General features: G+C 45.8%; 21 protein-coding genes. 13 read left to right on the top strand and 8 right to left on the bottom strand.

The annotated features are described in order from the left end of the window. Window positions 1-2: 2 nt before the first annotated feature. Complete coding sequence (locus HNP76_RS13185; protein WP_184661312.1) at window positions 3-1,481, bottom strand: prolyl oligopeptidase family serine peptidase; 1,479 nt, start codon at window positions 1,479-1,481, stop codon at window positions 3-5. 130 nt (window positions 1,482-1,611) lie between these two features. On the opposite strand from HNP76_RS13185, the gene HNP76_RS13180 reads away from it, so the two are divergent. Beyond that, window positions 1,612-3,459 carry a phosphoenolpyruvate carboxykinase (GTP) gene (locus HNP76_RS13180; RefSeq protein WP_184661310.1) on the top strand — a complete coding sequence of 616 codons (1,848 nt, stop codon included), beginning with the start codon at window positions 1,612-1,614 and terminating at the stop codon, window positions 3,457-3,459. A gap of 113 nt (window positions 3,460-3,572) precedes the next feature. Beyond that, a complete protein-coding gene (locus tag HNP76_RS13175; protein WP_184661308.1) occupies window positions 3,573-4,169 on the top strand; it encodes a type II toxin-antitoxin system RelB/DinJ family antitoxin in 597 nt (198 codons plus the stop codon). Window positions 4,170-4,199: 30 nt separating this feature from the next. Here HNP76_RS13175 and HNP76_RS13170 read toward each other — a convergent pair whose 3' ends face one another. Next, on the bottom strand, window positions 4,200-5,078 hold the full coding sequence (locus tag HNP76_RS13170; RefSeq protein ID WP_184661306.1) for an endonuclease/exonuclease/phosphatase family protein: 879 nt from the start codon (window positions 5,076-5,078) through the stop codon (window positions 4,200-4,202). Window positions 5,079-5,333: 255 nt separating this feature from the next. Between HNP76_RS13170 and HNP76_RS13165 the strand changes: the two genes are divergently transcribed. After that, complete coding sequence (locus HNP76_RS13165) at window positions 5,334-6,959, top strand: SpoIIE family protein phosphatase (protein WP_184661304.1); 1,626 nt, start codon at window positions 5,334-5,336, stop codon at window positions 6,957-6,959. After that, complete coding sequence (locus tag HNP76_RS13160; protein ID WP_184661302.1) at window positions 6,956-7,357, top strand: ATP-binding protein; 402 nt, start codon at window positions 6,956-6,958, stop codon at window positions 7,355-7,357. Before HNP76_RS13165 ends, HNP76_RS13160 begins: the two co-directional genes overlap by 4 nt. 11 nt (window positions 7,358-7,368) lie before the next feature. Here HNP76_RS13160 and HNP76_RS13155 read toward each other — a convergent pair whose 3' ends face one another. Together HNP76_RS13155 and HNP76_RS13150 are read right to left on the bottom strand one after the other, a co-directional pair. Next, entirely contained in the window at window positions 7,369-7,668 is a 300-nt protein-coding gene (locus tag HNP76_RS13155) for an STAS domain-containing protein (RefSeq protein ID WP_184661299.1), read from the bottom strand. A 26-nt stretch (window positions 7,669-7,694) separates the two neighbouring features. Beyond that, window positions 7,695-8,675 (bottom strand): SUMF1/EgtB/PvdO family nonheme iron enzyme, encoded by a 981-nt coding sequence (locus HNP76_RS13150; RefSeq protein WP_184661297.1) that lies wholly within the window; start codon window positions 8,673-8,675, stop codon window positions 7,695-7,697. 64 nt (window positions 8,676-8,739) lie between these two features. On the opposite strand from HNP76_RS13150, the gene HNP76_RS13145 reads away from it, so the two are divergent. Next, complete coding sequence (locus HNP76_RS13145) at window positions 8,740-9,351, top strand: redox-sensing transcriptional repressor Rex (protein WP_184661295.1); 612 nt, start codon at window positions 8,740-8,742, stop codon at window positions 9,349-9,351. 83 nt (window positions 9,352-9,434) lie between these two features. On the opposite strand, the gene lysS is transcribed toward HNP76_RS13145, so the two are convergent. Both lysS and HNP76_RS13135 read right to left on the bottom strand, forming a co-directional pair. Continuing rightward, window positions 9,435-11,063 carry a lysine--tRNA ligase gene (lysS, locus tag HNP76_RS13140; protein WP_184661293.1) on the bottom strand — a complete coding sequence of 543 codons (1,629 nt, stop codon included), beginning with the start codon at window positions 11,061-11,063 and terminating at the stop codon, window positions 9,435-9,437. Window positions 11,064-11,328: 265 nt separating this feature from the next. Then, entirely contained in the window at window positions 11,329-12,726 is a 1,398-nt protein-coding gene (locus tag HNP76_RS13135) for a sodium-dependent transporter (protein WP_184661291.1), read from the bottom strand. A 169-nt stretch (window positions 12,727-12,895) separates the two neighbouring features. On the opposite strand from HNP76_RS13135, the gene HNP76_RS13130 reads away from it, so the two are divergent. Then, window positions 12,896-13,930 (top strand): threonine aldolase family protein, encoded by a 1,035-nt coding sequence (locus HNP76_RS13130; RefSeq protein ID WP_184661289.1) that lies wholly within the window; start codon window positions 12,896-12,898, stop codon window positions 13,928-13,930. Between the two features lie 88 nt (window positions 13,931-14,018). Then, window positions 14,019-15,071: an HAD family hydrolase gene (locus tag HNP76_RS13125; RefSeq protein WP_184661287.1), complete on the top strand. Its 1,053-nt coding sequence runs from the start codon at window positions 14,019-14,021 to the stop codon at window positions 15,069-15,071. On the opposite strand, the gene HNP76_RS13120 is transcribed toward HNP76_RS13125, so the two are convergent. Next, on the bottom strand, window positions 15,068-15,649 hold the full coding sequence (locus tag HNP76_RS13120) for a DNA-deoxyinosine glycosylase (protein ID WP_246462700.1): 582 nt from the start codon (window positions 15,647-15,649) through the stop codon (window positions 15,068-15,070). The genes HNP76_RS13125 and HNP76_RS13120 overlap by 4 nt on opposite strands. 32 nt (window positions 15,650-15,681) lie before the next feature. Between HNP76_RS13120 and HNP76_RS13115 the strand changes: the two genes are divergently transcribed. Genes HNP76_RS13115 through HNP76_RS13090 form a run of 6 tightly spaced genes read left to right on the top strand, consistent with a single transcriptional unit; the run spans window position 15,682 to window position 19,486 of the window. Continuing rightward, a complete protein-coding gene (locus tag HNP76_RS13115; protein WP_184661285.1) occupies window positions 15,682-16,614 on the top strand; it encodes a helix-turn-helix transcriptional regulator in 933 nt (310 codons plus the stop codon). Window positions 16,615-16,664: 50 nt separating this feature from the next. Beyond that, entirely contained in the window at window positions 16,665-16,928 is a 264-nt protein-coding gene (locus HNP76_RS13110) for a DUF3781 domain-containing protein (RefSeq protein ID WP_184661283.1), read from the top strand. Between the two features lie 14 nt (window positions 16,929-16,942). Beyond that, entirely contained in the window at window positions 16,943-17,572 is a 630-nt protein-coding gene (locus tag HNP76_RS13105; protein ID WP_184661281.1) for an SAP domain-containing protein, read from the top strand. Window positions 17,573-17,584: 12 nt separating this feature from the next. Then, the gene (locus tag HNP76_RS13100) at window positions 17,585-18,133 is read left to right on the top strand and encodes a ClbS/DfsB family four-helix bundle protein (protein WP_184661279.1); all 549 of its coding nucleotides are present in this window, start codon (window positions 17,585-17,587) and stop codon (window positions 18,131-18,133) included. 9 nt (window positions 18,134-18,142) lie between these two features. After that, complete coding sequence (locus tag HNP76_RS13095) at window positions 18,143-19,027, top strand: SPL family radical SAM protein (RefSeq protein WP_184661277.1); 885 nt, start codon at window positions 18,143-18,145, stop codon at window positions 19,025-19,027. Between the two features lie 60 nt (window positions 19,028-19,087). Next, a complete protein-coding gene (locus tag HNP76_RS13090; RefSeq protein ID WP_184661275.1) occupies window positions 19,088-19,486 on the top strand; it encodes a pyridoxamine 5'-phosphate oxidase family protein in 399 nt (132 codons plus the stop codon). A gap of 16 nt (window positions 19,487-19,502) precedes the next feature. Here HNP76_RS13090 and panD read toward each other — a convergent pair whose 3' ends face one another. After that, window positions 19,503-19,856 carry an aspartate 1-decarboxylase gene (gene panD, locus HNP76_RS13085; protein WP_184661273.1) on the bottom strand — a complete coding sequence of 118 codons (354 nt, stop codon included), beginning with the start codon at window positions 19,854-19,856 and terminating at the stop codon, window positions 19,503-19,505. Between the last annotated feature and the right edge of the window lie 9 nt (window positions 19,857-19,865).

The raw sequence follows: 19,865 nt of genomic DNA, 5'->3' as shown, positions 1-19,865 counted from the left end.
ATTTAATTTTTCGAATTTAATTTTTGCTTTGCCAGCCATTCAAAAAGACTTAAGTTTCCGTCCCTGCAGTCATTGTTGAGGACGTAAATCCAGCTCCAGTGTCCGGGGTATTCGTAGGGAAGACCGTATTCATCATCGTCTTTTTTGGCATCTGGATTCAGAAGATATTTTCCGCTCAAATCGACGACGTTACGGAATTCCGAATAGTGAACGTTTTCGGCGTTGGCCTGGTTGAGCCGGACGATTGTCGGAATTGAGTTGTCTTCCGGGTTTACAGAATCGTCGTTGAGGGCGTAAGTGAACCAGAGGGGCTTTTTTGCCAGAATTTCGATTTTGCTGGGATTGATTTTTGAATCAAGATAGTATTCGCAGATTGGAAAGGCGGCCGCAAAAAGCTGGGGCTCTTCAATCATCATGTTCATGGTCATGTAGCCGCCAGCCGAACAGCCGCCGACGTAAATCCTGTCCCTGTCAATCTGAGGATGATTTTCCAGATATATATATAGAAGATTTTTGACAGGTTCCGTGTAATAGGAGACAGCCGCAAACTGGACTTTGTCCTTCCTGGGCTTTTCCTTTTCCAGAGAGAGTTTTTTGAGCAGCTTGTTGATTGGTTTTTTAACCTTGTTTGCAGGGGCGTCCTTGTCCACCGGAGCCCAGACCCTTGCGTTTCCCGGGCCTTTTTCTGTGGTTTCAAGCCAGCCTGTGGGGCATTGGGGAGCGAGGATTGCACAGCCGTTTGGAAAGCTGCCCTGGATTTTTTCTTCGGCAAGGGCAGTTGTTTTTGTTCCGAAGAGAACCTGATAGATGTTGCTGCCGCTTTCACCCATTCCGTGGAACCAGAGAATCAGGGGAATTTTTTCTGAAGATTCTGCTTGGGGAATGTAGCTTGCGTAATTGAGCAGGACTTTTTCTTCCTGAGATTTTTGATCGGACTTGCTTTCTTGCTCTGCCGGGAAAGTGTATTCGAATTCGTCTGTTTCGAATTTTGCAGCGCTTTCGTTGACAAATCCCTTGAGGTTTTGAATTGAAATTCCCAGCTTTTTGTTTGAGATTTTGTAGCCGTAGTATGGCTTGAAGCGGGAACTGAATGAAATTGAAACGAAGGGATTGGAATTTTCGGCAAGGGGATGAACGTCTGTCAAAAGGGTGATGAAATTTGATGGCGAAGTGATTCTGTTTCCCTGGGAATCTGATGCGAATGCGTCCGTGACCGGAAGAAAGCCCTTTTCCATGCCGACGTTTGTCTTTTTAGGGTAGAGGATCTGATTTACTTTAAAATCCCTGGCGGCAATAGCCTGGGGGGAAACCAGGTGGCCTGTATTGATTGTAATCCTGTCGATGCAGGCTCCCCAGTCATAAGAGCCGACGTGGACGACGCTCTGGCCGGATGCCGCTTCAAGGCTGGAATGAAAGTCCTGTGAAAAGAGGGTAAAAGTTGAAGCAAAGAAAAACAATATTATAGAAAGAAAACGCAGCATGTTTTTATTTTAGCAGAGAAAAGATTGAAAAAGCAAGAAATTCGGGGGCTTACCTATGCTTTTACACCTTTAATAAAATTGAAAAAAATATTATAATCTTTCACAAATCGAACTTTTAAGGAGCGATACAATGACACTTGATGAAATCAAAAACCCTAAAATCAAAGCATGGGTCGAAGAATGTGTTAAAATGTGTGAACCAGACAACGTTTACGTTTGTGACGGTTCAACTGAAGAGTATGACCGATTGATGAAGAAATGCGTCGATGCAGGTCTCGCTACTCCACTTGCTAAAAAGCCTAACAGCTTCTTGTTCCGTTCACTTCCAAGCGACGTAGCTCGCGTTGAGGGACGAACATTCATTTCTTCTGTTAAACAGGAAGATGCAGGTCCAACAAACAACTGGATTGACCCGGTTGAACTCAAAGCAACAATGAAGGGCTTGTACAAGGGCTGTATGCATGGCCGCACAATGTACGTAATTCCATTCTGCATGGGTCCACTCGGTTCACCAATCTCTAAGAACGGTATCGAGCTTACTGACTCAGAGTACGTTGTCCTCAACATGGACATCATGACTCGCGCAGGCAAAAAAGTTCTCGACATCATCGGTACAGACGGTGAATTCGTTCCTTGTTTGCACTCAGTTGGTAAACCACTCAACAACGGCGAAAAAGACAACGGCATCTGGCCTTGTGCAGACGTTGAGCACAAATACATCTCTCAGTTCCCAGAAGAGCACCTCATCTGGTCTTACGGTTCAGGATACGGCGGAAACGCTTTGCTCGGCAAAAAATGTTTCGCTCTCCGAATCGCTACTGTATTGGCTCGTGAAGAGGGCTGGCTCGCTGAGCATATGCTCATCCTCAAACTTACAAACCCAGAGGGCAAAGTTAAATACGTTACTGGCGCATTCCCATCAGCTTGTGGTAAAACAAACTTGGCTATGCTTATCCCAACAATCCCAGGCTGGAAAGTTGAGACAATCGGTGACGATATCGCATGGATGAAATTCGGCAAAGACGGCCGCTTGTATGCTATCAACCCAGAGGCAGGTTTCTTCGGTGTTGCTCCAGGAACATCTGCTGAGTCTAACAAAAACGCTCTTATCTCTGCTTCAAAGAACACTATCTTCACAAACTGTGCTCTTACTGAGGACGGAGACGTTTGGTGGGAACAGATTGGTTACCCAGCAAAGGGCAAACTCGTTGACTGGAAAGGCCAGACACGCGACGCTCTTCCAAAAGACAAATCACCAAAAGGCGAGGAATTCGCTCATCCAAACGCACGCTTTACAGCACCTGCAAAACAGTGTCCATGTATCGCTCCAGAGTGGGAAAACCCAGAGGGTGTTCCAATCTCTGCTATCCTCTTCGGTGGACGCCGTCCATCAACTGTACCTCTCGTACACCAGAGCCGCAACTGGAACCACGGTGTATTCCTTGGTTCTATCGTTGGTTCAGAAATCACAGCAGCATCTACAATCGATGCTTCACAGGTTGGTAAAATCCGCCGTGACCCATTCGCTATTCTCCCATTCTGTGGATACAACATGGGCGACTACTTCCAGCACTGGGTTGACGTTGGTGCAAAAGCTGACCAGGACAAATTGCCAAAGATTTTCTACGTTAACTGGTTCCGCAAGGACGAGAACAACGCAGATCTTCCTGGTGGATTCATGTGGCCAGGCTACGGCGACAACTCACGCGTTCTCGCATGGATTTTCGACCGCTGCGACGGAAAAGACAACTATGTTGACACACCAATCGGCTTCATGCCAAAAGAGGGTGCTATCAACACAGACGGATTGGCTGACTACTACAAAAAGACTCTCCCACAGATTCTCAACGTGGACAAAGAGGGCTGGTTGAAGGAAGTTAAAGACATCCGTGAGAACCACTATCCAAAATTCGGCAAACACTTGCCAAAAGAGCTCACAGCCTGCTTGGATGATCTCGAAGCACGTCTTTCAAAATAAGCTTGCTTGAGCAAATAAGTCTAACATAGACTGATATTTCCCGTCCGTGATTTTCATGGGCGGGATTTTTTTTGTCCGTTGATATTTCTTTTGATTTTTCCGATAATTAAAGTATGACAAAGACTTATGATATTGATTTAGATGATGAACTTGTTGAGCGTGCAGGCGAGATTTTTGAGAATCTGGGCACGGATATCGACACGGCTATAAAAATATTTTTGAAGCAGGCTGTTTTGCGCAAGGGCTTTCCTTTTGAACTTGTGATTCCAGATGAAGCTGAAAGTCCCTGCCAGCCGGAAAGTGCTCCTGCTGATGAGGAAGACCTTCACGGTGGTATCAGCGAGGAAGAAGAATTTGCCGCCGCTACAGTAACGGCTACAGCAGAGACCGTGAGCGTGCCTCCGGTTCCGCCTGAGATTGCGGCCCGGGTTGCGGCAAACGAAGCCCTTGTCGCTGAAATGCGCAACGAAATCGGCAGCAAGGAAGTAATCCCCGAATTCGATGAAAACGAAGACGACGGCACCAGTGGAAACTACGAGCAGGCAGAAAGTCAGCCTGCCCCAGCTCCAGCCGCAGAAGAAGCCCCGGCAGAAAGCGAAAGCCCTGCCGCCGTTGATGAAGCCGACGAAGAAGACGAAGACGAAAGCACCCCGGAAAACCTCTTCGACTCCTGGGACGTCGGAAACGAAGAAGAAATCGGCTGTAAGTAGGACAAAAGCAAAACAGGTTTCGGTGCATGTTTAAAAGCTCACCGTGCATGTGATTGGCAGGTGGTCCGAGTAGCCCCTGCCATTCCAAATCTGGTAGCGGAAGGGGTGGCCATCGCTGTCTGCCCAGTCACCGGAATTTTCCGCCGCAAAATCTGTAATTTCTGCATTTCCGGCCGCAAAAAAGTGGTCGATTCTTTCCCATTTTTCCTTGTACCAGTAGGAGCCTGGAATCCTGTAAGTCCCGTTTTCTAAAATCCAGGGCGAATATACTTCAACATGCTTTCTTCCGTGAAGCAGGATGTTTGTTCTTCCGCTTTTTCCCTGATGATAGTCAAATTCCGAGATGTCCTTGTTGAAATCCCCGGCCGCAAGAACTGCATTTCCCTGCTTTTCTGCCCGGAAGATCAAATCCGCCAGCAGACTTTCCTGCCTTTTTCGCCAAATTTCCGATTCTTCAGCCCCGCCGCTTTTGCTCTTCCAGTGATTGACGAAAAGGACGAGGTTCTTATCCTTTGTCTTGACTCTGCACTGAAAAATCGGCCTCATTGCAGGCTGCTTCTGGCCGTCGCGGATATCCATTGCGTGAACTGAGATTTCTTCAAGGGGGTAGCGCGAAAGCAGGGCACAGCCGATTGAAGAGTCTGGGGAGCCTGAAAAAACTGCATGGGTGTAGGCCTTTGAAAAGTCAAAAGTCCCTGAAAGCCTGTTTGCAATATCCTGAATCTGGGCTTCTTTTTCAATTTCTTCCATGATTACAAGGTCTGCATCCAGCTCTTTTATCACGGAAGCCAGCCTGTCCAGCCTCTCTTCGTATTTTTCCTGTGACCAGCCGCTTTTTTTGCTTTTGAAGTCGGTGTATTCGTTTCCGTCAAAAGTCGAGTCAAAAAAGGTCTGAAGGTTCCAGTTCATGATTCTCAGGCTTTTCCTATCCGAATCTTTCGCAGAATCCGAAAAAGAGCTGCTGCAGGAAAGCAGACAAACAAGGGCAAGCATAGCAAGGCAAGCCCGACCAGGCCTTAAAAAAGGCATCATAAAATTCATTCTTTTCATACATATTAATTGCCTTTAAAAATGCGTTTTCGGCAATGCAAATGAAATAAAGTCAGAAAATTACAAAAAAAATTAGCATTTTCTTAAATCTAGCTTTATAATTAGAATAAGATCATGAAAAGTAAAATACGTCTTTCAGTTCTTTCTATAAAATTACTCGCAAGCGCAGTCCTCTTCGGGGTCCTCATGTTCGCGATAAACAGCTTTATGAGTTACAAGCAGTTTAAGCAGCAGGTGGAGACTTTGTACGGCGATGTCACCAGACAGTTTGCCCAGACGGCTATTTCTTACGTTGACGTGGAAAGAATCTACTACTGGCTTACAGACGGCAATGACGGATTCTGGGATTCTACAAATCAGCGCCTGAACGAATTGACCGAAACGGCTGAGCTGGCCTACATTTACCTGACGGTCATTTCCCATGACTATAAATACCGCACCTATGTTTTTGACACCGTGAGCAGTCAGTTACTCAGCGAGCCTTATGAACTTGGCTATGTCGAGTCCCTTGAAAATAAAACTCCTGACTATATCGAAAATCTGCGGAAGACAATTGAAAACGGCGAAACCCACAGTTATTTTTCATACAAAAAAACGGGCGGTCACGTTACGACTTCAATTCCTGTCCGGGACTTTTTCGGCACCGTCGTTGCGATTATGAGCGTCGTCAAGCCGATGAATGAAATTCAGGCCTATAAGGAAAACTATCTGCGTTCAATCCTTGTCGCCGCCCTGATTTTTACATTTTCATTCATCCTTCTTTATGCCCTTTCCCTGATTATGGGTGTCGTCAAGCCGCTCATGATGATTATCGATGAAACCTCGCACTTTGCCGAGCATCACGGTGAGCTTTCTGGCGTCCTTAAAAAAATCAGGAATCACGATGAACTTGGTCTTCTTGCAAAGTCAGTTGAAAAGATGAGCGTGGACATGAACCGCTACATAGCCGACCTGACTCACGCCACGGCTGAAAAGGAACGACTGGGTGCGGAACTTAACGTCGCCACAAAGATTCAGGCAGAAATGCTTCCGAGAGTTTTCCCGCCCTACGAAAATCATCCTGAGATTGAGCTTTATGCTTCCATGACTCCTGCAAAGGAAGTCGGCGGAGATTTTTATGATTTCTTTATGATTGATGACGATCATTTTGCCGTCGCCGTAGCCGATGTTTCTGGAAAAGGTGTTCCGGCCGCTCTTTTCATGGTCATCGCAAAGACCCTGCTCAAGGATGCAGCCTGCCTCTTTAAAACTCCTGCCGAAATTTTCGAGCACGTCAACAATACTCTGTGCGAGAGCAATGAATCAGGTCTTTTTGTCACCTGCTGGATGGGAATTCTTGAGCTCTCTACAGGAAAGCTCACTTTTGCCAACGCAGGTCACACCTCGCCAGTCCTTGAAAAAGACGGTCAGATTTCTTATATTCAAACAAAACCTAACCTCATGCTGGCCGCTCTTGCCGGAATCTCCTACATGAATAACGAAATTACGCTGGCTCCCGGTGACAAGCTTTTCTTATATACAGATGGCGTAACTGAAGCTAGTGACAAAAACAATAATCTCTACGGAGAAGAAAGGCTTTTGGCGGCACTCAAAAAAGATGATGTAAAAACTCTGAATCCAAAAGAACTGCTGAACTTCGTCAACGATGATGTTGAATGCTTTGTTGACGGAGCTGCTCAGTTCGATGATATAACAATGCTTGGAATGGTTTTCAAAAGCAATACAATGGAGGGCAAATGACAGAACTTAAAATTACAGCCGATGACAAGAACATGGAAAGTGTAAACGAATACATACACTCATGCCTGCCGGACGACTGCCAGCCGATTATCCTGAACAAAATTGATCTGGCAATCGAAGAAATTTTTGTTAATATCGCTCACTACGCATACAATCCAGAAGTCGGTGAAGCCTGGATTTCTGCTTCTTTTGTCGATAACGTTCTTACGGTCATATTTAAGGATAAGGGCAAGGAATTCAATCCGATTGCAAAAAAAGACCCCGACATCACTCTGAGTGCAGAAGAACGTGACATCGGGGGCCTGGGTATATTCCTGACCAAAAAATTCATGGACAGTGTAAACTATGAATATAAGGATGGTCAGAATATACTCACGATAAAGAAAAAAATTGAGTAGAAATGCCCAATTTATTCAAAGGCTAAAATTCCGTCCATGCCTGTGGCACCAAGAACCTGGCGGCAAAATTCAGAAGGTTGTCGGAGAACCATTTTGCCTCCCTGAGGAAGCATGATTTTGTGAGCCAGGAGAATTACTCGTAAGCCCGCGCTTGATACATATTCGATGCCGCTCAAATCAAGGTGGAGGGTTTGTTTTGCCTGCGGCAATGCTTTGAGGGCCATTTCAAGTTCAAGGGCTGTGTTTGTGTCGAGCCTGCCTGTTACAATCATTTCAATTCCATCTGCGACTTTGTTTGTTTTAATGTCCATATTAATCTCCAATTCTAATCAATGACTTAAATTTGTACTGCCGGTGCTGACTGGCAGATTCGGAAGCCGAGGCTGCTGCTCTTGCCCGAAGGAGTGCTTGCGCTTCTGAAGAAGACCGTGCACTGCTGATGGTCATCGAGCCAGCTGCCGCCGCGCTTTATGTGCATGTTGCCGATCTGAGGACCGTGCGGGTTTGTCTGCGGTACGGCAGGGAAATCCTGTGCGAAGTAATCCCAACACCATTCCATGACGTTGCCACACATGTCGAAAAGACCGAGCGAGTTTGGCGCTTTTGTGCCGACGACGTGAGTGGTGATGTCGCTGTTTTCACCGTACCAGGCGACTTTGTTGATGTCCGAGCTGCCTGCAAACTGGTAGGGATCGCATTTTGCACCGCCCCTGGCTGCGAATTCCCATTCAGCTTCGGTGGGAAGACGGTAACCGTTGGACAGAAAGTTGCATGATATGCGCTTCCAGACCGGGCTTGCGGCGTCGAAAGTGCGTAAATCGGTGACAGAGCCGATACTGTAGCAAGGTGTAAGATTCTGCATGGTACTCAAAATATTGCAGTAGATGATTGCCTCGCACCAGTTGACCATTTCAACCGGCTTATCATCGCCCTGTAATTTTGAAGGATTTTGCCCCATGACATTGGAATATTGCTTTTGCGTGACAGGTGTTTCGGCGAGCTTGAAGGATGTGAGCCTGACAGGACAATTTGCTGCTGCCCCGCCCATGAGGAACTGACCGCCTTCTATAGGAATCATTTTTGGAATGGCATTGTTTGAAGCCTTTGACTCTTTGGCGACGAATGGATTTTCATCTGCTGATTTTATGACCCGGACAGCCTTGCCGCACTGGGAGCAGAATTTGTCTATTGCGCTAAGTGATGCCCCGCAGTCCTGACATGAACGGCAGACTCTGAGGGAGCCGACTGGGAAACCGCAGTTGCTGCAGAAATTTGCCCCGTCTGGTAATTCCGTTGCACATTTTATACAATTAATCATATAAATCTCCAAAAGTATTATTTAAATTATAGCACGGATTTTAAAAAAGTATATAATAATTTTTATGAAGAAAATTCCCGGCCCGTCAAAGAAAAGGCTTTTTACTCTTGCACGCCTTCTTTCTCAGCAGAAAAAAGAAAAAATTACTTCGGTTGAATTGAGTGCCCTTACAGGCTGGGGGGAGGCTACGATAAGGCGGGACATTTCCCTTCTGGAGCTGCATAACGGAGTCAGTAACGGCTATGATGTCAAAATCCTGCACGACGCCATCTGCTCCAGCCTGCAGATTAATTCTGATCAGGCGGAAAAGCACCCCTGCTGCATTGTCGGGCTCGGAAAACTTGGAGAGGCTTTGCTTGAATCCTCGGTTTTTAAGGGCTCTTCCTTTGAGCTTGTCGCGGGTTTTGACACTAATTTTAACAAAATCGAAATCATGAAAACGGAGATTCCTCTTTTTGCAACCCTTGATTTGGAAAAGAAAATCCGTTCCCTCAAAATTGAATACGCGGTTCTTGCCGTTCCTGATGAAAAGGCTCAGTTCATGGCCGACCGTTTGATTGCCTGTGGCATCCGTGGAATCGTAAATTACACGAATACAGTTCTTTCAGTTCCCAAAGAGGTCAGGGTTGAGCATGTGAACACGGCCGTAATCCTGACCGGAATGTGTGCTTGTTAAAAAAACAAAAAAAGAGGGAAGGAAACCTTTTTCAAAAAAGGTTTCTTTCCCTCTTTCAATCACCTATTCTTCCAAAAAATAGGCTAGTATACGCTCAAAATCTCAGCGAGTCTGTCTTTGCCGATGATTTTCATGAAGCTTGCGAGTCGCGGTCCCTGATCTTTGTTGATAAGGGCGTGGTAGAGGGCTGTGAAGAGTGCCTTTGCCTCAAGACCAAGCTCTGTTGCGATGTCGTACATTGCCTGCTGGCACTCTTTGTCTGTTGCAAATGAACCAACCTTTGGAACAACTTCATCGCGGACACGTTTAACTGCTGTAAGGATGTCGCCTGTGATGTCGTCGGCCTTTGTTCCTGCAACACGCAGAGAGAAGCACATGTCGGCTGCGCAGTCAGGAGCAGATTCGTTGATCCAGTACCATGCGCATGCGCATCGCTTGCGCAAGGTTTCTTCCTGTTCAGGCTTAACGTCGCCAAGAGACTTGATTACGGCGTCAACGTCGCCTGAATATGTCTGTAAGAGGGTTGTGAGCAGGCGGAACGGAACCTGATAAGGCATAACCTTTGGCATTTCGTCAATCTGGCTCAACTCGTAAAGTCGTTTTTCGCGCAGGAGGAGCTGCTCTTTCTTTGCCTCGTCTTTCTCTTTCGGCTGCTCAACGCCCCAGACCAGACGCTCTGTGCGGTCGTATGCTTCGTAAATTGTGATTACGTCGAGGTCAAAGCTGATTGAGAACTCGTGGTCAACCTTGTTTGAAGCGAAAATGTAGCGCAAAACTTCAGGCTGGTAAACTTCGAGTGCGTCAACGAGGGAAATTACCTTTCCTTTTGATGATGACATTTTTCCAGGAACGCCTTTGAGCTTAACGAAGTCATATTTCATTGTGACAGGAGCATCCCATCCGTAGAGGCGTTTTGAAACGAGTTTTGCTGTATCGTAAGAGCCGCCCGGAGAGATGTGGTCTTTTCCGCCCGGTTCGAAACAGACTTTTTCTTCGTTCCAGCGCATTGGCCAGTCAACTCGCCAGCCGAGCTTGAATTCTTTTGAAGTGCGCAAGTCACCCTTTTCAACATGACCGCAGGCATTACACTTGTAAGTGATTCCGTACTCGCCGTCGTATTCGAGAATTTCAGTTTCGTCCTTGTTACACTTGCAGCAGAATGCGGCTACAGGCCAGTAAACGTCAGAGTCCTTCATTTTGTGCTCGTCGTCGCGGTACTCGTTGAGACAAGCCTTGATGACGTCACGCTTCTGCATAGCGATTTTCATGCCCTCTGTGTAGCGGTTTGCACGGTATCGGCTGGCCTGATACAAGAATTCAGGGTGAATGCCAACGCGAGGGAGCTGGTTTTCGATGTCCTTTTCGTGATGGCGCGCATAGTTTTCGTCACGGCCGAATGTGTCCGGAACCATGGTGATTGGATAGCGCAGGTATTTTTCAAGTTCTTCTGGTTTCGGCATATTGCCAGGAACTTTTCGGAAAACATCGTAGTCGTCCCATGAATAAATGAAGCGGACGTTTTTCCCGTGGTCACGCAAAGCGCGTACAACCAGATCAACCGTGATGATTTCGCGGAAGTTACCGATATGAACAGTGCCCGAAGGAGTGATTCCCGAAGCACAAGTGTATGAAGGCAGGTCGCCCTTCTGTTTGATGATTCGTTCAGCCTGCTGGTCAGCCCAGTGGCATAATTCTTTAGGGTCTCGTGACATAAAGATTCCTTTAGTATTCAGATTTTTCAATATTATAGTAAAAATCAACGGCTTATACAATGAAGGTGAATGCAGAACAAAAAAAGCAGGCGTTGTACGACATCCTGTCGTGACGAGAATTTTCAAAGAAAATTCTCGCGGAAGAGTTTGCTATGCCCCGCATCCGTGCGGGAGTTTCATTGGGGTTTTAGGGGCTTTGCCCCTAGGCGGGTGGGGTAGGCCGCAACATCGTGCGGCCGTAGGGCGGGGCTCCGCCCTTTTGAATTTAGAACAAGCCCAGACCTGTAAGAAGGATTACGAAAAGGAGAACCGGAGCAATGACCTTAATCATGACGATATAAAGGCCCTTGCGGATGAAGCGCTCCCCGTTGCGGGTAATTTCGTCGATTGCAGTTTTTGGCTTGGCAATCCAGCCGATGAGGACACAGGTAAGGAAGCTTACGATTGGCATGAGGATGTTGTTGCTCAGATAGTCGAGGATGTCCAGAATCTGACCGATGCTTCCGTTTGGCATTTTCTGCTCAAAATAGAGGACGTTGTAACCGAGACAGACGATTACTGAAATGACGAATGTTGAGGCTGCCATTACGACTGCTGAACGGCGGCGGCTCCACTTGAATTTGTCAATCATGCTTGATGTGATTGCCTCGAGAATGGAAACTGCCGATGTGAGGGCTGCAAACAAAACCATTACGAAGAAGATAAGGCCGATGAATTCGCCGATGCCGCCGAGTGAGTTGAAAACTTTTGGCAGGGTGATGAACATGAGGCCCGGACCTGCTGACATTCCTTCCTTGCCTGAGAAAACGAAGACTGCCGGAACAATCATCATGCCTGCAAGAAGGGCGATTCCTGTATCGAAGATTTCAATCTGGTTGACTGACTTGTTGAGGTTTACTTCCTTTTTCATGTATGAACCGTAGGCAATCATGATTCCCATGGCGATTGAAAGTGAGTAGAAAAGCTGGCCCATTGCGTCAAGACAGACCGTAAGGAAACCTTTGAAGGTGAGTCCCTTGAAGCTTGGAATGAAGTAAACGGCCGCTCCCTGAAGACCTGTTCGGGTGGCTCCGGAATCATCGGTGTGGGAAATGAAAAGTGAATATGCAGCGATGAAAACAACGATTATGACAAGAATCGGCATGAGGATTTTTGAATAACGCTCGATTCCATGCTCAACGCCCTTGTAAACGATGATGAAACTGAGGGCTGCAAAAAGAACCGTGTAGAAAATCGGCTGCCACTGAGATGTGATGAAGCCGCCGAAATAGCCGTTTTCGACTGCAACCGAACCCTGGAAGGCAAGGTAAGAAAATGCGTATTTAAGAACCCAGCCTCCGATTACACAATAATATGGATAGATTAAAAATGGAACGATGAATGAGAAGATTCCCAAAAAGCCCCATTTTGGATTGATTTTCTTGTATGCCGTGAGCGGACTTTCCTGAGTTTTGCGTCCGATTGTGACTTCGGTGATAAGAAGGGTGAATCCGAATGTTAAGGCAAGAATGAGATAGACAAAAAGAAAGAGACCGCCTCCGTCTTTTGCCGCCAGATAGGGAAATCGCCAGATGTTTCCGAGACCGACTGCGCTGCCGGCTGAAGCCAGAACAAAGCCCAGTGAGCCTGAAAATGAGTTGCGCTGTTTTGTTTGAGTTTCCATAAATTCCTCTGTTACTTTTTTTTCATTATAATTATACATCATATTTCGAAAATATAGTGCCTGAAAATTTAAGAAAAACGTCTTTTGAAGGCGGAATTCTTAAGTTCCGGCTGTGGCATGAATCTTCTTTTCTGATAGACACTTCTCTTTACTCGCTATATTATGGCATATGCTGTCTTTTGAAAGTGATTATATCGAAGGTGCGCATCCCCTGATTCTGGATGCACTGGTAAAAACGAACATGGATTCTCAGTCCGGCTATGGGGCTGACAAATATACTGAGTCTGCAAAGAAAAAGCTCGCTGACCTTTGCGGAAATCCTGACTGTCAGATTCAATTTCTTACGGGCGGAACTCAGACAAATCAGCTTGTAATCGACACTATGCTCCGTCAGTTTGAGGGTGTCGTTGCGGCTCAGACTGGTCATGTCAGCGTTCATGAGGCTGGAGCGATTGAATACACCGGGCGCAAAGTCCTTACACTTCCTTCACATGACGGAAAAATTAAGGCCTGCGAGCTTGATTCTTTTATTTCTGATTTTTATGCTGACGGAAACTGCGAGCACATGGTCTTTCCGGGCATGGTTTACATCTCTCACCCGACAGAATACGGCACTCTTTATTCAAAATCTGAGCTGGAAGAGCTTAGTTCAGTCTGCCGCAAGAACAACATTCCTCTTTACATGGACGGAGCACGTCTGGGCTATGCCCTTGCCAGCCGCAATACGGACGTAACTTTAAAAGACATCGCTTCCCTCTGTGACGTATTTTATGTCGGCGGAACCAAGGTGGGGGCTTTGTGCGGTGAGGCTGTCGTCTTTACCCGCAAGAACATGCCGATTCATTTTGAGCATCTTGTTAAAAAGCACGGCGCCCTTCTTGCAAAAGGCCGGCTTCTTGGTGTTCAGTTCGACACTCTCTTTACCGATGACCTTTACCTTAAGCTTGGAAAAAATGCAATCGACCGGGCGGAAGAACTGAAATCCCTCTTTGCGGAAAAGGGCTGTAAGTTTTTCCTGGATTCACCTACCAACCAGCAGTTCATCATCCTTGAAAACTCGAAGATTGAAAAATTGAGGCAGAAAGTCAAATTCAGTTTCTGGGAAAAATATGATGACTCCCACACTGTAGTGCGTTTTGCGACCAGCTGGGCAACCACATCCGAAAAAATCGAAGAACTGAGGAAGATTCTTTCTGAGGATTAAGTTTTTTCTGAAACAGCCTTTACCTTTTCAGTGAAATTGTCGTATAATTGATTTATAGATTATTTTAAGAAAAGAAAGAGGTTGTTTTATGAAAAAATTTGAGAGAATCTTCATTTCGGTTTTTCTTCCCCTTCTGCTGATTTTCCTTATCAGCTGCCAGAGAAGCAAGGAAAATGTTTTTCAGTTCTGGAATGAATGTGAATCACTGAGCGCGCTGACAGAATTTGTCGAAGACGTAACAAATGAAAAATCAGAAAATTTCATTCCTGAAAAGGACAGAATCGCGACATTTGATATGGACGGAACTTTCCTGGGCGAATTGTATCCTTCTTATTTTGAGTACAATATTCTGGAATACCGCATTTTGGAGGATCCGTCCTATAAAGACAAGGCTTCTGAAAATGAAATTTCTGTGGCAAATGCAATCAGGGATTTTGTAAGGACTGGCAAAAAGCTTCCTTCTCCTTTTGACATGATTCACGCTTATGCTGCGGCCAAAGCTTATTCAGGCATGTCTCTGGCAGAATTTGATTCTTATGTCAAAAAATATGCCGAAAATACTCCCAATGGTTTTACCGGCATGACTTACGCGGAGGCTTTCTATAAGCCGATGCTTGAAGTTTTCGACTATCTCAAGGCTCATGGCTTTACCTGCTATGTCGTAACCGGTTCTGACCGCTTTATTGCACGAGCCCTTGTTTCTTCACTTGATTTCCCGCCTGAGCATGTCATAGGAATGGACATTTTGCTTAAATCAGACAATCAGGGCGAAAGTGAGGGCGTAAATTACACCTACTCAAAAAATGACACCTTGCTTCGAACTGACAAGCTCCTTATCAAAAACCTCAAGACAAACAAGGTAAAGCAGATTGCCCAGGAAATCGGAAAAGTGCCGGTTCTTTCTTTTGGAAACAGCGGCGGCGATGCGGCAATGCACAATTACTGTCTTTCAAATCCCAAATACAAATCTAGGGCTTTCATGCTGATTGCCGACGATGACGAAGAGGACCATGCAAACCGAGAAAAGGCCTTAAAACTCGGCGAGCAGTGGAAGGAAGCCGGTTATGTCGTAATTTCAATGCGCGATGATTTCAAGACGATTTACGGCGAGAATGTAAAGAAGGTTGATTTTAAATTTTAGACCTTTACCGCTCCGTATGCTTCAATCAATTTTTCAAGACTCCATGCGGCATTTGCCGGACTTGTGCTTGGAAGACAGTCACATTCAAGTGAGAACTTTTCTTCGTAGCGGGGCCCGCAAAATTTATTCCATAAATTAAACGCCGTTTTTCCTGTGCAGAAGACACGGCGGATTTTTGAATTTTCCAGTATTTCTGTGAAATCGTTGGGGACGGCATTTTTTATGCTTGAATCTGCCGCCCCTTCAATCGAGCAGGAAGAAAGCACGTCCCAGAGGGCGATTTTGTTCCGAAGAAGGAAGTCCTGCCTTTCCTGGATTGCTCTTTCCCTGTCCGGAGAATTGTTCGGATAAGTCAGGTTTTTGCCAAAGACAGCCGGAAGAACTTTCCAGAATCTGTTCTGAGGATGCATGTAAAAAAATCCTGCCTTGCGGCTGGCGGGCGAGGGCATTGTCCCTAAAAGCAGCACCCGGCTTTCTGAGTCCCAGACCGGCTCAATTTCATGAACTACACTTTCTTCCATCACTTTATCATAGATATAAAAGCGGCTTGTGTCGAGATTTTGAAATAAATATGACATTGAATTGTCATATTTCGTGCTATAATTTAGCCATGCAGATTGACCAGCTTTTCGAATTCGTCTACGTCCTCATCGATAAAAAACAGGTGACAGCAAAGGAAATGGCTGAGCGCTTTGGCGTTTCCACCCGCACGGTTTACCGCTGGATGGAAGCCCTGTCACTTTCCGGTGTGCCTCTTTATTCGCTCAAGGGGCGGGGCGGCGGAATTGCAATTTCTGAAAAATATGCCCTGGACAAGACCGTGCTTTCGGAAGAAGAAAAGCTTGCGATACTTTCAAGCGTTAAGGCCCTGAATGCTCTGACTTCAAATGCGGCGGTCGCAAATTCAGGCGTAAAGGCTCTGGAAAAGATTTCCGGGCTTTCAAAGTCGGATTCGGACTGGATTGAAGTTGATTTTGACCCCTGGAGTTCTGAAGGAAGCGAGGTAAGCCAGATTTTCGGGACTCTGCGTGAGGGAATTTTAAAGCGGAAGCAGATTACCTTTGACTATTATTCAGGCGACGGAAAAATTGAAAACCGTACTGTTCATCCCTGGAAACTCGTTTACAAGGGACAGGCCTGGTACCTTCAAGGCTGGTGCACGGCACGGAATTCAGAAAGATTTTTTAAGCTTACCCGGATGCGTAAGGTTCAGCTGACCGGGCGGAATGCGGACATTACAAAAAGACTTGCAGGAAAAACTGAAACTGAGAAAACTTCATATCAAAAGCAAAAGCTCCCGCTTCTGAAAATCGAGGCTAAGGTTGCCCCATCAAAAATCTCGTATCTTTTAGATACCTTTATCTGCTCGCAAGTTATTCCCCTGGATGACGGGAGCGTTATGGCATCTTTTACCGTTCCAGATGTCGGCTGGATTTATGAAATGCTTCTAGCCTTTGGCCCTGACATGAAAATCATTTCTCCAAAGGAGGTGAGGGATAGGGTGATTTCTCTGGCTGAGGGCGTGATTAAACTCTACAAATGAAATTTAAATATGACACGCTGTTGTCATATTTTGTCATGTATAATATAGGCATGAATCAGACAGAAAAATCAAATTGCGATTTATTGAACAATCTCGAAAAAATACACACGACGGAAATGGGAGTCGATCGGATTCGGAAAAATCTCCGGCTGGATTCCGGCGTATCTGATGTGGTGGATTTCTGCAAAAAGAAAATCTCGACTGCTGAATGCAAGATTTACCGCCAGGGAAAAAACTGGTATTGCGAAGTCGACGGAATGAAAATCACGGTCAACGCATACAGCTACACGATAATCACGGCTCACAGAATGTAGAAGGGATTGTGAATATGGAAAAACGCCCTGACTTCATTTTGATAAAGTCTTTTGAAGAATTCTCAAAATATTACTGGTACCGCGAGGAACTTCAGAAAATCTGCAAGTCGCTTGGAATTGATTCTTCGGGCATGAAGGCGGATTTGAATCACAATATTGAAGAATTCTTTAAGGGAAGGAAGATTCTTCCCAAAGAAAAAACTGGAGCGGGAAAGGCGAGGACCCGGCATAAAATCGACAGCCCGCTTTCGCTTAAAACAGGAATCATTGAATGTGACTTCACTTTCAGTCAGCGCTTCAGGGAATTCTTCTCACAGCAGACCGGAATCGAAAAGTTCAAATTCAATGCGGACATGGTTGCAAGCGTCAAAAAAGCAAAGGAAGAGGACGACCTCTCTTTTACTCTGGGCGATTTGCTGGACATTTTTTACGGCAGAAAAACTTATGCAAAATACGACAAGGTTTCGCTTCAGTGGAACAAGTTCCTTCATGATTTTTGCGCCGACCAAGCGACTTCATCGTTTCATAACAAACTGAAACTTGCGTCAATTTTATGGAAGAAAGTCCGCACTTCAACCAGGGAAAAAGTTTACAAAAGGGAACTTCTTTCGGAATTTCAGGATATAATAAATCAATATTTATAAGGAGAAGAGAACATGCCAAGACCAAAAAACAAAGAAGAACTTTTACAAGCTGCAAATGAAAACTACGCAAAACTTCTGGACGCGGTTTCCGCCATGAGTGAAAAGGAAAAGGCGACCCCCTTTGATTTTTCTGCGGACGCGGGCAAAAAGGAAGCCCACTGGAGCCGGGACAAAAACGTGCGCGACCTGATTATTCATCTTTATGAATGGCACGAACTCATGATAAAATTTGTCAGCAATAACGAACAGAGCCAGGATAAAAAAAGCAGCATCGCTTTCCTGCCGCCGGAATATTCATGGAAGACTTACGGAGCCATGAACATGACCTTCTGGAAGCGGAATCAGGCTGTGACCGAGGAGGACGCCCTCAAAAAGCTTGCTGAAAGTCACAGAAAAGTCATGCAGCTTATCGAAAAATTTTCCGACGAGGAGCTTTTCACGAAAAAATATTTTGTCTGGGTTGGAAACGCTGCTTTGGGCTCATTTTTCATCAGCAATACTTCAAGTCACTACGACTGGGCACTCAAAAAAATCAAGGCTCACAAGAAAAACTGCAAATAGGAGAAGGCCGTGCACTTTGTAAATGCCAAAACGATTCTGAACAGGCATGGAATTAACATCTACCGCGGATGCTCTCACGGCTGCATTTACTGTGATTCACGGAGCAAGTGCTATCAGTTTACGCATGAATTTGAAGACATCGAAGTAAAGCAGAATGCGCCTGAACTTTTAGAAGAAGCCCTTCGCAAAAAGCGCAGGCCCTGCATGATTGGAACCGGCTCCATGTGCGACCCCTACATCCCGCAGGAAAAAGAACTTCGCCTCACCCGTCGCTGTCTTGAAGTCATCGATAAATACAATTTCGGGGCTGCGGTGCTGACCAAATCAGATTTAGTTTTGCGCGACTTAGACCTTCTTTCTCGCATAAACAGAAAGTCCAAGGCCGTCGTTCAGATGACCCTTACAACAGCTGATGATTCTCTTTGCAAAAAGATTGAGCCTGGTGTCTGCCCGACAAGCCGCCGTTTTGAAACTTTGTGCGCCTGTCGCGACGAGGGCATTCCGACCGTTGTCTGGTTTACTCCGCTCCTTCCCTTTATAAACGACACAAAAGAAAACATCGACGGAATTATCGATTACTGCGTGCGTGCCAAAGTTCATGCAATCATCTGCTTTGGAATCGGACTTACCCTGCGCGAAGGAAACCGCGAGTATTTTTACTCTGCGCTGGACAGGCTTGCTTTGCAACACAGCCAGTTTGCAAATCTTAAAGAACGTTACATCAGAACTTTCGGAAACAGCTACATGATTTCAAGCCCACGCAATAACGAGCTTATGACCTATCTTTCAAATCTCTGCCGCAAAAACAAAATCATGCTTGGCGTGGAGAACGTTTTTAGGTGGATGGAAGAATTTCCTGAACCTGCTTCCGCCCAGCTGGAATTTGACTTTTAAAATGACTGTGCTACAATGCTTCTTAAATAAATCTACTAACTTGGTGGGTAAGAGGTGAACATGAACGAAATCTACGATTTTATCAAAAAGTGCGGAACATATTATCTTGCAACAGTTGAAGACGGTCAGCCGAGAAACAGACCTTTCGGCACCGTAAATATTTTTGAAGGAAAACTTTACATTCAGACTGGAAAAAGCAAGTCAGTTTCAAAGCAGATTCAGAAAAATCCAAAGGTTGAGCTCTGCTGTTTTGACGGCTCAAGCGGCCAGTGGCTTCGTCTTGCAGGCGAACTTGTCCGCGATGACAGGCGTGAGGCAAAAGCTGACATGCTTGAGCACTACCCGGATTTGAAAAAAATGTATTCGGCTGATGATGACAACACCGAAGTCCTTTACTTTAAGGATGCAACTGCAACGATTTACAGTTTCGCAGCTGCCCCAAAAGTAGTGAAGTTCTAGCGCCTCAGAATCAGGCCTAGCCCTTGATTTCCTTGACGGAATTGTCGTCGTTCAGAAGGACAATCTTCGGCTGCCATGAGTCGGCGTCCTTTTCGTCAATCCATGTGTAGCTTACGACGATGATTTTGTCTCCCGGCTGGGCAAGGCGGGCAGCCGCTCCGTTAAGGCAGAATTCGCCCTTTTTTCCCGGAATGATGTAAGTTGCAAGGCGGGCACCGTTGTTGATGTTGAAAATCTCGACCTTTTCCCAAAGATGCATTCCGGCCTTTTTAACAAGCTCCGTGTCAATCGAAATGGAACCCTCATAGTCCAGAATAGTCTGAGTTACAGTAGCACGGTGCAGTTTAGATTTCAAAACTTCGATATTCATAAAAATCTC

This window comes from Treponema ruminis (assembly GCF_014201975.1).
In the GTDB taxonomy this organism is placed as follows: domain Bacteria; phylum Spirochaetota; class Spirochaetia; order Treponematales; family Treponemataceae; genus Treponema_D; species Treponema_D ruminis.
The sequence above is the reverse complement of the archived record's forward strand: the minus strand, read 5'-3'. Positions and strand labels throughout refer to the sequence as shown.

Bases quoted from the DNA above. Each gene is read 5' to 3' on its own strand.
- HNP76_RS13185 (WP_184661312.1), bottom strand. From the start codon at position 1,481: ATGCTGCGTTTTCTTTCTATAATATTGTTTTTCTTTGCTTCAACTTTT.
- HNP76_RS13180 (WP_184661310.1), top strand. From the start codon at position 1,612: ATGACACTTGATGAAATCAAAAACCCTAAAATCAAAGCATGGGTCGAA.
- HNP76_RS13175 (WP_184661308.1), top strand. From the start codon at position 3,573: ATGACAAAGACTTATGATATTGATTTAGATGATGAACTTGTTGAGCGT.
- HNP76_RS13170 (WP_184661306.1), bottom strand. From the start codon at position 5,078: ATGAACTGGAACCTTCAGACCTTTTTTGACTCGACTTTTGACGGAAAC.
- HNP76_RS13165 (WP_184661304.1), top strand. From the start codon at position 5,334: ATGAAAAGTAAAATACGTCTTTCAGTTCTTTCTATAAAATTACTCGCA.
- HNP76_RS13160 (WP_184661302.1), top strand. From the start codon at position 6,956: ATGACAGAACTTAAAATTACAGCCGATGACAAGAACATGGAAAGTGTA.
- HNP76_RS13155 (WP_184661299.1), bottom strand. From the start codon at position 7,668: ATGGACATTAAAACAAACAAAGTCGCAGATGGAATTGAAATGATTGTA.
- HNP76_RS13150 (WP_184661297.1), bottom strand. From the start codon at position 8,675: ATGATTAATTGTATAAAATGTGCAACGGAATTACCAGACGGGGCAAAT.
- HNP76_RS13145 (WP_184661295.1), top strand. From the start codon at position 8,740: ATGAAGAAAATTCCCGGCCCGTCAAAGAAAAGGCTTTTTACTCTTGCA.
- lysS (WP_184661293.1), bottom strand. From the start codon at position 11,063: ATGTCACGAGACCCTAAAGAATTATGCCACTGGGCTGACCAGCAGGCT.
- HNP76_RS13135 (WP_184661291.1), bottom strand. From the start codon at position 12,726: ATGGAAACTCAAACAAAACAGCGCAACTCATTTTCAGGCTCACTGGGC.
- HNP76_RS13130 (WP_184661289.1), top strand. From the start codon at position 12,896: ATGCTGTCTTTTGAAAGTGATTATATCGAAGGTGCGCATCCCCTGATT.
- HNP76_RS13125 (WP_184661287.1), top strand. From the start codon at position 14,019: ATGAAAAAATTTGAGAGAATCTTCATTTCGGTTTTTCTTCCCCTTCTG.
- HNP76_RS13120 (WP_246462700.1), bottom strand. From the start codon at position 15,649: ATGTCATATTTATTTCAAAATCTCGACACAAGCCGCTTTTATATCTAT.
- HNP76_RS13115 (WP_184661285.1), top strand. From the start codon at position 15,682: ATGCAGATTGACCAGCTTTTCGAATTCGTCTACGTCCTCATCGATAAA.
- HNP76_RS13110 (WP_184661283.1), top strand. From the start codon at position 16,665: ATGAATCAGACAGAAAAATCAAATTGCGATTTATTGAACAATCTCGAA.
- HNP76_RS13105 (WP_184661281.1), top strand. From the start codon at position 16,943: ATGGAAAAACGCCCTGACTTCATTTTGATAAAGTCTTTTGAAGAATTC.
- HNP76_RS13100 (WP_184661279.1), top strand. From the start codon at position 17,585: ATGCCAAGACCAAAAAACAAAGAAGAACTTTTACAAGCTGCAAATGAA.
- HNP76_RS13090 (WP_184661275.1), top strand. From the start codon at position 19,088: ATGAACGAAATCTACGATTTTATCAAAAAGTGCGGAACATATTATCTT.
- panD (WP_184661273.1), bottom strand. From the start codon at position 19,856: ATGAATATCGAAGTTTTGAAATCTAAACTGCACCGTGCTACTGTAACT.